Annotated in this window: 14 protein-coding genes; 2 read left to right on the top strand and 12 right to left on the bottom strand. The window is 61.3% G+C overall.

The features are described 5' to 3' along the window. Window positions 1–234: 234 nt before the first annotated feature. Window positions 235–432 carry a DUF3311 domain-containing protein gene (locus tag MOV76_RS04600; protein ID WP_018517713.1) on the top strand — a complete coding sequence of 66 codons (198 nt, stop codon included), beginning with the start codon at window positions 235–237 and terminating at the stop codon, window positions 430–432. Then, entirely contained in the window at window positions 422–1,897 is a 1,476-nt protein-coding gene (gene mctP, locus MOV76_RS04595; protein WP_131606770.1) for a sodium:solute symporter family monocarboxylate transporter, read from the top strand. The genes MOV76_RS04600 and mctP overlap by 11 nt, the downstream gene beginning before the upstream one ends. Before the next feature lie 90 nt (window positions 1,898–1,987). Here mctP and MOV76_RS04590 read toward each other — a convergent pair whose 3' ends face one another. From MOV76_RS04590 to MOV76_RS04535, 12 genes are all read right to left on the bottom strand, one after another. After that, window positions 1,988–3,949 carry a methyl-accepting chemotaxis protein gene (locus MOV76_RS04590; RefSeq protein WP_028732411.1) on the bottom strand — a complete coding sequence of 654 codons (1,962 nt, stop codon included), beginning with the start codon at window positions 3,947–3,949 and terminating at the stop codon, window positions 1,988–1,990. Window positions 3,950–4,477: 528 nt separating this feature from the next. Next, window positions 4,478–5,548 carry an LLM class flavin-dependent oxidoreductase gene (locus tag MOV76_RS04585; RefSeq protein ID WP_247263940.1) on the bottom strand — a complete coding sequence of 357 codons (1,071 nt, stop codon included), beginning with the start codon at window positions 5,546–5,548 and terminating at the stop codon, window positions 4,478–4,480. Between the two features lie 58 nt (window positions 5,549–5,606). After that, entirely contained in the window at window positions 5,607–6,983 is a 1,377-nt protein-coding gene (locus tag MOV76_RS04580) for an LLM class flavin-dependent oxidoreductase (protein WP_247263939.1), read from the bottom strand. 37 nt (window positions 6,984–7,020) lie between these two features. Next, a complete protein-coding gene (locus MOV76_RS04575; protein ID WP_247263938.1) occupies window positions 7,021–7,770 on the bottom strand; it encodes an ABC transporter ATP-binding protein in 750 nt (249 codons plus the stop codon). After that, complete coding sequence (locus MOV76_RS04570) at window positions 7,746–8,642, bottom strand: ABC transporter permease (RefSeq protein WP_247263937.1); 897 nt, start codon at window positions 8,640–8,642, stop codon at window positions 7,746–7,748. The genes MOV76_RS04575 and MOV76_RS04570 overlap by 25 nt, the downstream gene beginning before the upstream one ends. A gap of 33 nt (window positions 8,643–8,675) precedes the next feature. Next, complete coding sequence (locus MOV76_RS04565) at window positions 8,676–9,701, bottom strand: ABC transporter substrate-binding protein (protein WP_247263936.1); 1,026 nt, start codon at window positions 9,699–9,701, stop codon at window positions 8,676–8,678. 286 nt (window positions 9,702–9,987) lie between these two features. Next, window positions 9,988–10,326: a hypothetical protein gene (locus tag MOV76_RS04560; protein ID WP_047620510.1), complete on the bottom strand. Its 339-nt coding sequence runs from the start codon at window positions 10,324–10,326 to the stop codon at window positions 9,988–9,990. A gap of 95 nt (window positions 10,327–10,421) precedes the next feature. Then, entirely contained in the window at window positions 10,422–11,519 is a 1,098-nt protein-coding gene (locus MOV76_RS04555; RefSeq protein ID WP_128400712.1) for a substrate-binding domain-containing protein, read from the bottom strand. 51 nt (window positions 11,520–11,570) lie between these two features. Next, window positions 11,571–12,611, bottom strand: a complete 1,041-nt coding sequence (locus MOV76_RS04550; RefSeq protein ID WP_018449098.1) for an ABC transporter permease — start codon at window positions 12,609–12,611, stop codon at window positions 11,571–11,573. A gap of 18 nt (window positions 12,612–12,629) precedes the next feature. Beyond that, on the bottom strand, window positions 12,630–14,126 hold the full coding sequence (locus MOV76_RS04545) for a sugar ABC transporter ATP-binding protein (RefSeq protein ID WP_115157870.1): 1,497 nt from the start codon (window positions 14,124–14,126) through the stop codon (window positions 12,630–12,632). A 108-nt stretch (window positions 14,127–14,234) separates the two neighbouring features. Continuing rightward, complete coding sequence (locus MOV76_RS04540; protein WP_247263935.1) at window positions 14,235–15,128, bottom strand: NAD(P)-dependent oxidoreductase; 894 nt, start codon at window positions 15,126–15,128, stop codon at window positions 14,235–14,237. A 1-nt stretch (window position 15,129) separates the two neighbouring features. Further along, window positions 15,130–15,675 (bottom strand): gluconokinase, encoded by a 546-nt coding sequence (locus tag MOV76_RS04535; RefSeq protein ID WP_247263934.1) that lies wholly within the window; start codon window positions 15,673–15,675, stop codon window positions 15,130–15,132. Window positions 15,676–15,679 lie beyond the last annotated feature (4 nt).

Genomic DNA, 15,679 nt, shown 5'->3' with positions numbered 1-15,679 from the left:
CGGCGGCGCGCCCATCTTGTGAGGACAAAATCAACGCCATAGGACTCCATCCACGGCTGGCCAAGTGCGAGCCGTTGGGAGGAATTCACATGTATTACATCAGCTTTCGATCGGTCGAAAAACCTCGAGCGACCCGAACCCGGGCTGCCGCGGCCGCCGGCTGACAGACCTGCCTTCCACGCCGACAACTGGAACATGGCGACCGCCGTCGCGGCGCCTGAAAGGTATTCCGACATGGAAAAACCACGTAGCAAGGCAGCGCTGTGGCTGCTCATCATTCCGTACATAGGTCTGCTCTGGCCGCCCTTCTACAATGTCCGCGAGCCGTCGCTTTTCGGCTTTCCGTTCTTTTACTGGTATCAGCTTCTCTGGGTGCCGATCACTGCGACGCTGACCTGGATCGCCTATCGGAGCACCCGCCATGACGACTGACATCAACGGCACGGCGCTTGCCGTCTTCATCTTCTTTTTCGCGCTCGTCACGGTCATGGGCTTCGTCGCCAGCCGCTGGCGCAAGCCCGAAACGCTGGCCCATATCGATGAATGGGGCCTCGGCGGACGCAACTTCGGCACCTGGATCACCTGGTTCCTGGTCGGCGGCGATTTTTATACCGCCTACACCGTGATCGCCGTCCCGGCGCTGGTCTATACTGTCGGAGCCTACGGCTTCTTTGCGCTGCCATACACCATCGTCGTTTACCCCTTCGTCTTCATGGTCATGCCTGTGCTGTGGAAACGCGCCAAGGATTTCGGCTATGTAACGGCTGCCGACGTCGTTCACGGTCAATACGGATCGCGCAGTCTCGAACTCGCCGTGGCGGCAACGGGCGTCATCGCCACCATGCCGTATATTGCCCTCCAGCTCGTCGGCATGACGGCGGTCCTGAAGGCGCTCGGGCTGCATGGCGAGTTGCCGCTGGCGATCGCCTTCATCGTGCTGGCGCTCTACACCTACTCCGCGGGTTTGCGCGCACCGGCGCTGATCGCCTTCGTCAAGGACATCATGATCTATATCGTCGTGATCGCGGCCGTCGCACTGATCCCGTCGAAACTCGGAGGCTACGCCAACGTCTTCGCCTCGGCCGATGCGGCCTTCCAGGCCAAGGGTTCCGGCAACCTGCTGCTCGGCGGCAATCAGTATGTCGCCTATGCCACGCTCGCTTTGGGTTCGGCGCTCGCGGCCTTCATGTATCCGCATACGCTGACGGGCATCTTTGCCTCCAACAGCGGCAAGACGATCCGCAAGAATGCGATCATGCTGCCCGCCTATACGCTACTGCTCGGCCTTCTGGCGCTGCTCGGCTATATGGGGCATGCCGCCAACCTGAAGCTCGACAGCGCCAATGACGTTGTTCCCACGCTGTTCAAGACGCTGTTTTCAGGCTGGTTCTCCGGCTTCGCCTTTGCGGCGATCGCTATCGGCGCGCTGGTGCCGGCAGCGGTGATGAGCATCGGTGCCGCCAATCTCTTCACCCGCAATTTCTGGAAAGCCTATGTCGACCCCGGCGTCAGCGATGCGGGTGAGGCCAAGGTTGCAAAGATCACCTCGCTCGTGGTGAAGATCGGTGCGCTTCTCGTCATCATCTTCCTGCCGACGCAGTTCGCACTCGACCTGCAGCTGCTCGGCGGCATCTGGATCCTGCAGACGCTTCCGGCGCTGGTCTTTGGCCTCTATACCAATTGGTTCCGCGCACCCGGTCTGCTTGCCGGCTGGTTCGTCGGCTTCGGCGGCGGTACTTTCCTCGTCTGGGATGCCGGTTGGAAACCTTTGCATCTGATCAGCCTCGGCGGCGAACCCTTCACCGTCTACACGGGACTGCTGGCGCTTGCGGCAAACATAGGCGTTGCCCTCGTGGTCAATGCCCTGCTTCCGGCCAAGGCTCCGGCTCGGGCATAAGATTCAAATGCGAAGGGCAGCAAACACTGCCCTTCGTAAAATCATGCCGCTTTGGCGTTCCAGCATAGACTGGAGGGAAATCAGGGCGACTTAAAACTCTTCCCAATCGCCGGCCAATGCCGCATTCCCATTCGTCTGGAACGACTTACTCACTTTGGCAACCATCTGGCGCGCAGGCGAGGGCGCCGGTTGAGCATGTGGCGCCGCGGCAGCGGGCTGCGCTACGCGCTTCGGTGCCACCGCTCCGCCAATGTTGAACTGGCCCAGCAGCTGGAACAGCGCGTCGGCTTCCTTGGCCAGGTTGTGGGCGGCCGCTGTGGCTTCTTCCACCATGGCGGCGTTCTGCTGCGTGCCCTGATCCATCTTGTTGACAGCGGTATTGATCTCTTTCAGCCCCGTCGCCTGCTCTTGCGAAGCGCCGACGATGGCCCCCACATTGCCGTCGACCTGCTGTACCTGCTCCGCAATCTCTTTCAGCGCCTTTCCGGTCTCGCCAACCAGGGCAACGCCGCTTTTCACGTGGCCGTTCGAAGCGTTGATGAGTTCCTTGATTTCTTTTGCTGCCTTGGCGGAACGTTGCGCCAGCTCGCGCACTTCCTGAGCGACGACGGCAAAACCCTTGCCTGCCTCACCGGCGCGGGCGGCTTCGACGCCGGCATTGAGCGCAAGCAGATTGGTCTGGAACGCGATTTCATCGATGACGCCGATGATGCTGCCGATTTCGGTGGCGGAGGATTCGATCTTGCCCATGGCATCGACCGCATCCCGAACGACGCTGCCCGAGCGCTCCGCACTGTCCTTCGTCTTGCGAACGAGTTGGCCGGCTTCCTGAGCCTTGTTGCTCGAGTCGGCAACGGTGGTCGTGATCTCTTCCAGCGCAGCCGCGGTTTCCTCGACGGAGGCTGCCTGCTGTTCGGTCCGCTTGGCGAGATCGTCGGAGGCGGAGCGGATTTCCTGTGCACCGGCCGCGATGGCGCTGGCGTTCTGGGCAACCTTCTGCATGGCGGCACGGAGCTTTTCGACTGCAGAATTGAAGTCGGCTCTGAGCTTTTCGAGAGACGGAATGAACGGAGTGCCGATCTGCTGTGTGAGGTCGCCGTCCGCCAGCGCCTGCAATGCATCGCCAAGCTGGCCGACAGCCTTGTCCGTCTGCTCGGCAAGGGTGCGGCGTTCATCGGCATCCTGTTCGAGGCGATGCCGCTCCGACACGGCTCTCTTCGCCTCGGCGTCAGCTTCCCGTTCCGCCTTTGCTGAAATTGCATCGCGCAGCCCTGCCACCGCCCGTGCAAGCTTGCCGATCTCGTCGCCCCGCGCTTCGAGGCGACGATCGCCATCAAGATTGCCCTCCGCCATTGCTTTCAGCGAAAGCTGAAGTTTTGCCAGCGGGCCGACGATCGTGCGTGCGGTGACGGCGGCGGCAACCAGTGAAAGAACAGCCGCAATGCCGAGCGCGGTCAGCGCCAATGGCTTGAAGCCGCTTGCCGTGCTGCGAACCTCGCCGCCAATCGATTTGTTCAGCGCTTCCTGATAGTCGATGAATTTGTTGATGGCGCCAAGCCAGGCAACGAAGGCCGGTCGAGCCTGTTCGAGCAGGATCTTGCGGGCAGCCTCGCCGTCGCCCTTCTCCTGCAGTGCAATGATCTGGGCGACCAATGGATTGGTCTTCGCCTGGATGTCCGCGATCTCACCGAGAATGGTCTTTTCCTGTTCCGTCGCACCGGCCGGAGATGCAACCATATCCGCCATGCGCTTTTCATTTTCGGCGTAGGAGGCCGCCAGCTTTTCGATCAATGCCTCGGCGGCCTTCCGTTCATCGGCAGACGTCACCAGGGTGACGTCGCGAATGGCGATTGCCCGATCATGCACGCTGCCGCGATAGTTGATAGCAAACCGCTGCTTCACGCTGTTGACGTCGTTGATGGTTCCAAGCTTATCGTTGATCTGCGCAACTTTTTCCGTCGAATAGATGGTCAAGCCGACCATCAGCAAAAGGAGAACGCTGAAGCCAAGCGCCAAGCGCGCCACAACCCCGAAACTCATGATATTCTTCATATGCACTCTCCCCGCGCGGTGAGGTTTGTTGGAAGGATGTCTCGCAGCCAGGATTGCTTGTCATATCTCGTTCGAATGCCGAGCCTCGGTATGTCTCCGAGTGCATTCCGACAGGCACCCCTGTGCCCGGAATCGCGCTTGAGATACGGAACATCCGTCAAAGCAATAAAAGCCGATTTCATGCGAAGTTCGGGTGCCTGACCCGCCATCATGGCGGAGGTGACGAGCCTAAAGAACGTCGCCCCGATGTCTAAAAAAAATTAGAGGAATATATTTTAGAGAGTGTAAACGGAGCCGACGGAGCATGCTATATCGCCATATCTGGATAGCATTTGCGCTTTTCGGACGGACTATTTGAGGAGCGCTCTCCCGGTGGTTGCGAAATCCGCGGACTCCCCTGCGCAACAAGGCTCTGCGGCTTACCTGCGACTACGCGACGCCGTCCTGGCATCGGGCCGTGATTTGCTGAAAGGTCTCGGCAACGGCATGAATTGCAGCTGCGGTGCCGGAGCGTCGGCGCTTCCGGCTTTAGCTGCGTAGCAGCGGAAGTAGCTGATCGCCCTGCCGCTTGATTTCGGAGAGATACGGCGTGTCGGACAGCACGAAATGGGTGATGCCGAGATCCTGGTATTTGCGCAGCGAGCGGGCGACGTCTTCCGCCGAGCCGACCAGCCAGGTGGTGCCGGCGCCGCCGCCGCCGAACTTGCCCGGGGCGGTATAGAGGTTGTCGTCGAGGACGTCGCCGCGCTCATGCAGATCGAGCAGCCGCTGCTGGCCGACGGCGAGCGCGCGCTGGTGATCGTGCCAGCCGCTGCCCTTGCTTCTGACCATCTCGGCGACCTTCGCCTCGGCATCGGCCCAGGCCTGTTCGGTGGTGTCCCGGACCAGCGTCGTTATCCGCAGTCCGAATTCCAGCGGCGGGAGGTCGCGGTCCAGCTCCCTGCTCAGCGCCTTGAGCCGCGCGATCCGTTCGCGGACACCATCGAGCGGCTCGCCCCAGAAGAGCTGGACATCGGCCTCGGTGGCGGCCACCCGCTCTGCCGCTTCCGAGGCCCCGCCAAAATAGAATTTCGGGTGCCGACGGTCGCCGCGGACCTGGATGCGCGGCACCACGGTAGAGTCGGCAACCCGGAAGTGCTCACCCGCCGAAGTGACATTATCCTCGGTCCACAGTCTGCGGACCAGCCGCATGAACTCCTTGGTGCGGCCGTAGCGATGCGCCTGATCGCCCTCGCTGTCGCCGTAGGCAGCCAGATTGTCCTTGCCCGACACGATGTTGATCCGCACCCGGCCGCCCGTCAGGTGGTCCAGCGTCGCCGCCGCGGACGCGAAGTTCGCCGGCCGCCAATAGCCCGGGCGGATCGCAATTAGCGGCTCGAAGGTGGTGGTCCGGGCGGCAAGTGAGGCCGCGACGGTGAACGTGTCGGGACGGCCCCAACCGGTGCCGATGAGCGCGCCCTTCCAGCCATGTTCCTCCAGCGCCCTTGCGTGGCTGGTCAGCGTATCCAGGCTGTTGTGGTTCTCGACAGCGGAATCGCCGCGATGACCGGCTTTGACGTCGTTGGGAATATACCAGAGAAATTCGGAATTATTGCTCATGCATGCTGCAGTTCTGTGTGATTGGAACAAGGAAACCAGGGGGAAGCCCCCTGGGAAATCATACGGCCGCCTGCGCCTTTTGCTGCTGCCCCGCCTGAACCACAAAGCCATTCGACGGGCGCTGAAGGCCCAAGTTTTCCCGCAGCGTCGTGCCTTCATATTCGTGCCGGAACAGACCGCGCTTGCGCAGGATCGGCAGGACCTGATCGACGAAATCGGTCAGAGCGGTGGGCAGGATCGGCGGCATGATGTTGAAGGCATCGGCCGCACCATTCTCAAACCAGCTCTGCATCGCATCGGCGATCTGCTCGGGCGTTCCCACAACCGTCCGATGGCCACGAGCGGTGGCAACCGCCAGATAGAACTGGCGCAGCGTCAGATTGTTGCGCGAGACCAGATCGGAAACCAGCTTGAGGCGGCTTTTGTTGAGTTCGGTATTTTCAGGCAGGGGAGGGGCGGGATCGTCCAGCGAGTAGCCGGAAAGGTCGACGCCCTTGTAGTGGCGGGCAAGGATATTCCAGGCGATGGAGGGATGAACGAGCGATTGGATATGGTCGTAGTTCGCCTGGGCTTCCGCTTCCGTCCCGCCGAGAACAGGGAATATGCCGGGACTGATCAGCAGTTCGTCCGGCCGGCGTCCATAGCGGGCCAGCCGCCCTTTGACGTCGGAATAGAATTCCTGCGCATCCTCGAAAGTCTGGTTGGCGGTAAAGATCATCTCGGCCGTGCGGGCGGCAAGTTCGCGCCCCGGTTCGGATGCCCCGGCCTGCACGATAACAGGATAGCCCTGAACCGGACGGCCGACGTTGAGCGGACCGGCCACCGAGAAGAACTTGCCCTTGTGATCGACAAGATGCACCTTATCGGGATCGAGATAGACCCCGCTTTCCTTGTCGCGGATGAAGGCATCGTCCTCATAAGAATCCCACAGGCCCTTCACCAGGTCGACGAATTCCTCGGCCCGCTCATAACGATCGGCATGGGCGGGATGGCCTGCGATTGAAAAATTCTTCGAAACATCCGCTCCCGTCGTGACGACATTCCATGCCGCACGACCCTTGGAGATATAGTCCAGCGACGCAAATCTGCGGGCGAGAAGGTAAGGGTCCTCGTAGGTCGTCGATGCCGTGGCGACGAAGCCGATATGTTTGGTCACCTGGGAGAGCGCGGCCCAAAGGGTCAGAGGCTCGAAATGCGCGCCCTGGGCGGTGCGGCGAAGCGCTTCCGGGTCCTTGGCGCGGTCCCATCCAGCCGGACTGTCGGCGACGAAGACGAGATCGAATTTGCCGCGTTCGGCGGTCTGCGCAAGCTCGCGGTAGTGATCGATATTGAGGCCGGCATCGGCCTGCGCCTCCGGATGACGCCAGGCGGCAATATGATGGCCGGTCGCCATGATGAATGCGCCAAGCCGCATTTGCCTTTCCGATGTGCTCATTGGCTTATCTCCAGATCAAACTGAACTGTTGCTGATGTCAGGCGGCCTTACGGCCCGGAAGCTCGACCCCGAGCCGGCTCAGAAGGTGGATTCGGAATTGCGCAAAGCGCGGATCGCCGTGATCGCGTGGCGTCGGCAGATCGATCTTGAGGTCCTCGATAAGGCGCCCTTCGTCGAGAACCAGTATCCGGTCGGCCAGCGAAATCGCCTCGTCGACGTCATGGGTGACGAGCAGCACAGCAGGACGGTGTCTTGCACACAACTCCCTGAGCAGATCGTGCATTTTCAGCCGAGTCAGCGCATCAAGCGCGCCAAACGGCTCATCGGCGAGAAGCAGGGCCGGTTCGCGCACCAGCGAACGGGCAAGAGCGACCCTCTGCTGCTCGCCACCCGAAAGCTGGTTCGGCCACGCCGTTTCCCGACCCGCAAGTCCTACCTCCGCCAAAGCCTTCCGTCCGGCTTCCTGGCCGAAGGCGCCGGTCAAGCCGAGCGTGACGTTCTGGATGACGGTACGCCACGGCAGCAGGCGGGCGTCCTGGAAAACCACCGAGAGGCTCTCCGGCGTCTCGAGGGTGCCGGTTCCCTCGACGCCATGATCGAGACCGGCAAGAGCCCTGAGGAACGTGCTTTTGCCGGAGCCACTGCGGCCGAGCAGAGCAACGAACTCGCCCTCCTCGATGTCGAGATCGACGCCGTCGAGGATCGTCTTCGTCGCAAATCGCCGATCGAGGTTTCGCACGTGGACGGCTTTGGTTGCGGACTTCAGTTTGCCAGGGTGCGGCGCCATGAGAGGACCCTCCGTTCAAGCAGGCGGACGAGACCGTCCGAGACGAGACCGAGCAGCACATAGACCACCAGACCGACGAGAATGACGTCGGTCTGCCCGTAATTGCGGGCAAGATCGATCATGTAACCGAGCCCGCTGGTGGCGTTGATCTGCTCGACCACAACAAGAGAAACCCAGCAGAGGGTGACGGCAAACCGCAGGCCCAGAAGGAAACCCGGCAGGGCGCCGGGCAGCACCACCTGAAGGATGAAGTCCTTCTGGCTCATGCGCAGCGTCTCGGCGAGTTCGACATAGCGGCTGTCGATGCTGCGGAGCGCATTATGGGTGTGGATGTAAATCGGCACGATCACGGCAAGCGCGATGGTCGTAACCTTCATGCTCTCACCGATGCCGAACCACAGGATCAGCAAGGGGATCAGGGCCAGCGTCGGTATCGCGCGCTTGATCTGGACCGGCCCGTCGATCAGGGCTTCACCGGTCCGGGAAAGGCCGGCGATAACCGCCAGGATCGTGCCGATCAGCAATCCGATGCTAAGGCCGAGCAAGGCGCGGGTCGCCGACGTCACGAAATTGTCCTGCAGGCGACCCTGCTCTATCAGCCTTACGAAAGCCTCGATGACAGTCCACGGCGCCGACAGGATGCGTGGGTCGATCCATCCCAATGCCGAACCGACGACCCAGGTCAGGACAAGCAATACCGGCCCGATCTGCAACCCGAAAGGGATCGCGGGTCCGGGACCCAGCCTGCGCCGGGCGCGGGGGCCAGCAGAGCTAGCCGGACCGGCCGGCTTTGTCGCGCGCGAGCCTCCATGAACTCTCCCGCTTGTTGTCAGGGATAGTTTCGCCTCATCTGCATCCCAAGTGGTTGCCATGTTTCAGATCTCCTCTCCGAAGGGTGTCGAACGTTACTGGCTCTTGGCCAAAGCCGCGGCGCCGAGCTTTTCGAAGCGGTTGTCGAAAATCTGTTCGACATTGAAAGACTTGTAGCCGAGCTCGTCCGCCAGCAGGTTGATGGTTTCCTGGTGGCGCTTCTTCACTTCGCTCCAATCGGCGGGAACGATCTGTTCGCCGGTCAGCTTGACGAGAAACTCCCCGTCCTCCTGGCTAAGGCCCTGCTGACCGACGTAGTATTCCTTGATCCAGAGGTCCGGGTTCCGGTTCACCCATTCGGTGGCGCGTGCCCACAGACCGACATATTCGGCGAGAGCGGCCGCCTTGGCGGGGTCGTCCAGAACCCATTGCGGCGCATAAAGATGGCTCGGATCATCCCGCAGGCCATGCTCCACGAGGGTCGCTCCGTCCGATCCGTATTGGGTGATATAGCGCCTGATATAGACGCCGCCGAGCGGTGCGATGTCGACTTGCTTGCTCGCCAATGCCTTCGGATAGACGTCGCTGGTGCTTGGCAGTTCCACCAGAGTGACGTCGCCGCTCTTCAAGCCTGCGGCATGGAGGGCACGCAGAACGAGCGTGCCCTGAGCCTGCCCCGGGCTGAAGGCGATGCGTTTGCCGCGGAAATCCGCCAGCGTCTTGACGGCTACGCCTGGTGCGATGCCGAAGCGATAGATGGGATTGGCGATCGGGTCACGGCGTTCGCGATAGGCGATGTTGCGGACGGGGAGGTTGTTCCAGTTGGCGAAGATCGAGGGGATCTCGGCCACCGATCCGACATCGAGCGCATGGGCGCGGAAAGCTTCCGACGTCTGCGGCCCGCCGCTGATATTGGCCCATTTGACTTCAAAACTGAGCTCTTTATCGAGGCCGGACACTTCGAGAGCTTTCTGAGTGACCGGATCGCCGATCGTCAGCACCGTGCCTGGCGGCACTTTGGAAAGCAGGGGGGCGTCTGCCTGGGCTGACGCCGGACCGTGAATGGCACTGAGACCAAGCAGACTGAACAACGCAATTTTGAATGTCTTTGCCAATGTCATCGTCGATCTTCCCGTTTCGGATTGTTGTTTGCAGGAACGATGCACGGTAAGATGGCGGATAATCTACTAAATTGATAGACTATTTAGTTTAATAAAAGCGCCGCTGGTGGAAAATTGTCCCCAAAAGTCGAGCAACCGGAACGATCGCATCCGGCGCCTTCGCAGGATGATCGGCGTTAGCAGGCGTGAAAAAAGCGCCTGGGACCGTCATCCGCGGGCGCTTTACAGGTCTTTGTTCAACCACCTTCAGGCGCCCGAACCGTCTGAATGTCAGACTCGTCTGATGTCAGGCAATATGTGGTGCGTATTCATTGGCCGAGAATACGTGGTGATGCACCTTGCCGGTGAAGAGTTGCAGGAGTTCGCCGGTGACTTCGCGGCTCTGCGACCGCACATCGGAGAGAAGTGCCGCCTTCACCGCATCCATATCGGGATAGCGAATGGCCAAGGCCATGGCGTAGACCGGGGCGCCCTCGTCGCGCTCCATCCCATCCAGCACCCGTATTTCCTCGGCCCCCGGAAATTTCGTCCAGAGAGGGACGAGCCGCTGCCGCACGAATTGGCGGAATTCTTCTTCCCGACCGGAATGGATTTCGCCTTCAAACAAAGCATATCGAATGATCATAGGTTCTCTTTTCCAAAACTCGCCGGAGCTGGATCGATGGTGGTGTGTTGTCGGAACATCAGGGCGTATCGGTCGATACGCCCTGATTGGGAGGGTTATTTGCCCCAGATTTTCTTGTATTGATCGCGATAGCCGTTGTCGGGATCGAAGCTGTTCTTCGGTCCACCGTCAAACTCGACGTTTTGGCTGGTCACCACATGCAGCGGCGATACGTAGCCCGACCATGGAGCGCCCGCAAAGGCGCGATTCAATTCGTCAACGAGCTGCCAGCCCTGGAGGTTGAGCGGCTCGGCGACCGTGACGGCCTGGAACTGCTTGGCGCGGATACGCTGATAGGCGCTCTCCGAACCGTCGCCGGCTGCGACGTTCACCGGCTTTCCGTCGCCTGCAATGCCGGCCGAGGCGAGCGAAGGTCCCATGAAGTCGTAATAGAGGTCGTTGATCGCCAGGGAATGCGTCCACTTCGCGCCATACTTCTGCAGAAGCGAGGTGGTGAGCTGCGGCATGCGTTGAGAGGTTTCGGCAATCGGCGTGTCGACATATTCGAGCACGGTGCCGCCGAGATCCTCGATCTCCTTCTTCATGCGATCGGCCTTGGCGATCGCGATCGCATAGGTGGAGTCGGTGAAGATGATGACACCAGGCTTGCCGCCGGCATCGGCAAAAGCCCAATCCGCCGCGGACTTCGACACTTCCATCGCATCGGTGGTGACGTTTGCGAAGACACCGACTTCGGGAACCGGACCGACGGCCGAGGCAGCGTGCCAGGAAACCATTGGAATGCCGGCAGCCTTGGCTGCTTCCATCGCCGGCTTCTGCTCGACCGCATCAAAGCCGTTGATGATGATACCATCCGGCTTCAGCGCCATGGCCTGGCCGAAAGCCGCGGTCCGCCCGCCGATCGAACCGGCGCCGTCAAGCGCCTTCACCGTCCAGCCCAGCGCGCCTGCCGCTTCCTGCACGCCATTGACCACGCCGAGGATGCCGCCATTCTTCATATCGGCGGCAAGAATGACGATGTTCTTTCCGGCAGCGCCCTTGGGGCCGCTCGTCGGGCCATCCCAGGCGCTCACCTTGGAAGCATACTTCTCCACCACGGCCTTGGCGTCAGCCATTGAATCGGCCAGTGCCGGCATGCTGAGCATAACGGCGACGGTTGCGACCGTTGCCTGCAATAACGTTCTGCGCTTCATGTTCACTCCTCCATTTTGTTTGTTATGAAATGCCGGGTTGAGCCGGCATCCTCATTTGGATGCGGGTGTGATCCTCCTCACAGCTCCGCGCTTGCGCTGGGCGTAACCTGCTATGCCGATGGCAATCAGCAGGGTGACGCCGTTGAACAGCGGTTCGACGAAGAACGACCCGCCGAATTGCTGAATTCCTGATATTCCGACCGCCAGGATGATGACACCGATCAAGGTGCCCCAGACGTTCACCCGTCCGGGCTTGATCGTCGTCGATCCGAGGAACGCGCCGACAAGCGCCGGCAGGAGATATTCGAGGCCGACGCTCGCCTGGCCGATGCGCAGCTTCGAGGCGAGAAGGACCCCGGTCAGAGCCGCCAGCAGCCCCGAGGTGACGAATGCGCCGATCACGAATTTGCGGACGGGAATACCATTGAGTGCGGCCGCCTTCGGATTGGCGCCGATGGCGTAGAGGTAACGGCCGATCGGCAGGTATTCGAGCACGATCCACATGCAGATCGCAATCAGCAGCACGTAGAAGCCGGTGATCGGCAGGCCGAACAGCATGGTGCCGTTCAGCGCATAGAATCCCTCCGGCAGGACGCCGACCACCTGCCGCCCGCCGGTGTGCCAGAGCGCAAGCGCGTAGAGAACCGTTCCGGTGCCGAGTGTTGCGATGAAGCTGTCGATCTTCGCAACCTCGACCAGCAGCCCGTTGATGAAGCCGGTCAGAACGCCGAGCGCGAGGACGATGACGACCGCGACCGGCCAGGGCAGGCCGTAGGCCGTCTGCAGGCTGATGGCGAGGATGTGCCAGAGCACGATGCCATAGCCGACGGTCAGGTCTATGCGACCGGATGCCATCGGGATCATCGCGGCGAGCGACAGAAGCGCAATGATTGCCTTGTCTGATACAATCGAGCGGACGTTCAACACGGTCGGGAACGTATCAGGTAGAAGGATCGAGAAGATCACGATCAGACCGACGGTCAGGATCACCAAACCGTAAACCGGGATCAGGCGCCCGATCTTCTGTCCGGTGGACAGACCGGCCATTTCGCTCTTGGTCGGCTCCAGCGCCGTGGATTCAATGGATTGCATGGCTGTTCTCCCGATGGCTCAAGCGGCTTCCGACGCGGATGCGGCCGTGATGACCGCCTCCGTCGTCAGAGCGCTTCCAGTCAGTTCGCTGACGATTTTGCCGCGCGAGAAAACCAGCGCGCGGTGGCAGATATGGGCGATTTCCTCGAAGTCCGTCGACACCACGACAACCGCGAGACCGGCCTCGAGCGCCTGGGTGATCAGACGGTAGATCTCCGCGCGCGCTCCGATATCGACGCCGGCGGTCGGATCTTCTGCGACCAACAGCTTGCGGCCGGTCGCCAGCCAGCGGCCGACGACCACCTTTTGCTGGTTGCCGCCCGACAGGGCCTCCACCGGCAGATCCGGATCGTTCGGCCGCAGGCCGACGGAATGGCCGATCTTATGGGCAAGATCGGCTTCGCCGCGCGGCGACAGGAAGGACAAAAGCCCACGTCCGACGGCTCCCGGATTGAGATAGGTATTTTCCCGAATGGAAAGCGAGAGCGCCACGGATTCCTCCGTCCGGTCACGGGCAATCAAGCCGATGCCCGACGCCATAGCCCGCCGCGGACTGGAAAGGTCGGGGGCCTCGTCATGCAGCAGAACCGAGCCGTTGAAGGGCTCGCAACCGAACAGGGCGCGGCCGATCCGTTCCTGACCGGCGCCACGCAATCCAGCCAATCCCAAAAGCTCGCCCTCGCGGATATCGAACGATATCGCGCCCGTGCCGGCGCAAACGAGATCGCGAACCTTGACGATCGCCTTGCCGGGCGTGATCTGGGTCTTGGAAAACAGGCTGTCACCGCTGCGGCCGATGATCATCGTCACCAGCTCGTCGGGGGTCGTCTCGCTGACCGGCTTCTGTCCCACCATGCATCCGTCGCGCAGAACGGCGACCCGATCGGCAATCCGGAAAATCTCGTCGAGCCTGTGGGAGACGTAGATCATCCCGACGCCGCGATCCTTTAAGGGGCGGATCGCGTTGAACAGCCGATCGACTTCATCGGCGGGAAGGCTCGCCGTCGGCTCGTCGAGCACCAGCACGTCGGCTTCGACGGCAAGCGCACGGGCAATGGCGACAAGCGATTTTTCTGTGCGCGACAGCGCCGAGACCCGCGTGGTGGGATCAAAGTCGCAGCCGACCAGTTTCAACGCTTCCTTGGCACGCGCCTGCGTCCTGTTCCAATCGATCAGGCCGCGACGCATCGAGAAACCCTGCGACAGGCCCATGTTCTCGCCGACGGTCATCCACTCGATCAAGCCGAGATCCTGGTGGATGAAGGCAACCGGCTGCCGCTCGTTCGGTTTCGGGGGACGATGATGGTAGCTCTGGCCGCGAAACAGGATGTCGCCGGCATCGGGCTTGTAGATACCCGCAAGCGTCTTGATGAGTGTCGATTTGCCGGCGCCGTTTTCCCCCAGCAGCGCGAGGATTTCGCCCTCGCGCAGATCGATCGAGACGTCCCGCAGCGCTTGCGTGCCGCCGAAGCTCTTGGTGATCGACTGGAACTCCAGCAGTCTCTTGGCTTCCACTGTGGCTCCTCCCAAAGCTGCGGTTGTCATTGGTCGTATGTTATCGATAACATTTGTGGATGGTCAAGCGGAAAGATGACGATCTCGAATTTCTCAGCGAGATTGACGTCAGCCGGCCTGAAATCCGTCGAGAAGACGCATCATCTCGGCGGAGTCCTTCGGCCCGAGACCGGCAGCGCAGAGCATGCGGTGAATTTCGACCACGGAGCCGGTCATCGGCAATGGCGTCTTGGTCTTCAGCGCGAAGGCCTGAAGTGAATCCAAGTCCTTCAACATGTTGTCGATTCTGCCTGTCGGCGAGAAATCCCGGGCGGCGAATTTCGCCATGAATTCCTGCATTATACGGCTGTCCGCCCTGCCGCCCGCAAGGGCTGCCGGAATGGCGGCCGGATCGACGCCGCCAGCTTCGGCGAGCTTCACCGCCTCGGCGACGGCCTGAAACAGCACGGCGCAAAACAGCTGATTGATCAGCTTGGTGGTCTGCCCCGCGCCGGATACACCCATCAGCGTGTAATTGGCGGCAAGATGCCGCATAACCACGCGCGCCCGTTCGAAATCCTCAGGGCTGCCGCCGGCCATAATCGTCAGGCGTCCGCTCAGCGCACCTGGCACGCCGCCGGAGAGCGGGCAATCCACCCATGCCATGCCGGTTTCCCGACGGAGCCGCATCGCCATGTCGGCCGTGTCGGCGGGGTCAATGGAGGACATGTCGATCAGCACCTTGTCGGCATTTGCAGCCGCCGCAACACCCTTTTCGCCGAAGACGACAGCGCGGACGATGCTGGCGTGATTGAGGCTCAGCACACAAAACGCCGACCGTGAGACCGCTTCCTCCACAGAGCCGGCCGCGCGTGCGCCCTTGGCCTCCAAAACAGCGACTTTTTCGGTATCCAGGTCGAAGACGGAGACCTTATGCCCGGTTTCGATCAATCGGGTGACGATCGCGGTTCCCATGATACCGGCACCGATGACGGCGACATCTGCTCTGTAGTTATCCTGCATGTTAATCTCCTCCCTTGACGGCCATGCCGCTCAGCCGCTGGCAAGCCAGTGCCACAATATCATCCAAGGCATTGTCGATCGCCACTGTCACCACACCAGCTTCACCGGTCGGCGGCTCCAGTGTCTGCAACTGGCTGTCGAGCAAAGTCGCGGGCATGAAATGGCCCTGACGAGCCTGCATCCGCGACAGCAGCAGGTTGCGGGACCCTTCGAGGAAAACAAAGGCCAGATGCCCGTCCGCCGCCTGCCTCAACCTGTCCCGATAGCTTCTCTTCAGCGCCGAACAGGAAATCACCAGCCCTTGCGATGCTCTTTGCGCGGTCTTTATTTCCTCGCCGATCCGGTCGAGCCAGGGCAGGCGGTCGTCGTCAGTCAGCGGTATGCCCTGCGCCATCTTCTCGACATTTCCAGCGGGGTGGAGTTGGTCGCCCTCCACAAACTCCATGCCGTTCTGAGCAGCGACGCGTTCTCCGACCGAGGATTTGCCGCAGCCGCTGACGCCCATGACGACGACAGCCAGAGGCCGTGCCTTCTTCTCGAAATCCATCATC

Origin of the sequence: Rhizobium sp. PRIMUS64, assembly GCF_023006465.1 — a bacterium.
GTDB classification, from domain to species: domain Bacteria; phylum Pseudomonadota; class Alphaproteobacteria; order Rhizobiales; family Rhizobiaceae; genus Rhizobium; species Rhizobium leguminosarum.
The sequence above is the reverse complement of the archived record's forward strand: the minus strand, read 5'-3'. Positions and strand labels throughout refer to the sequence as shown.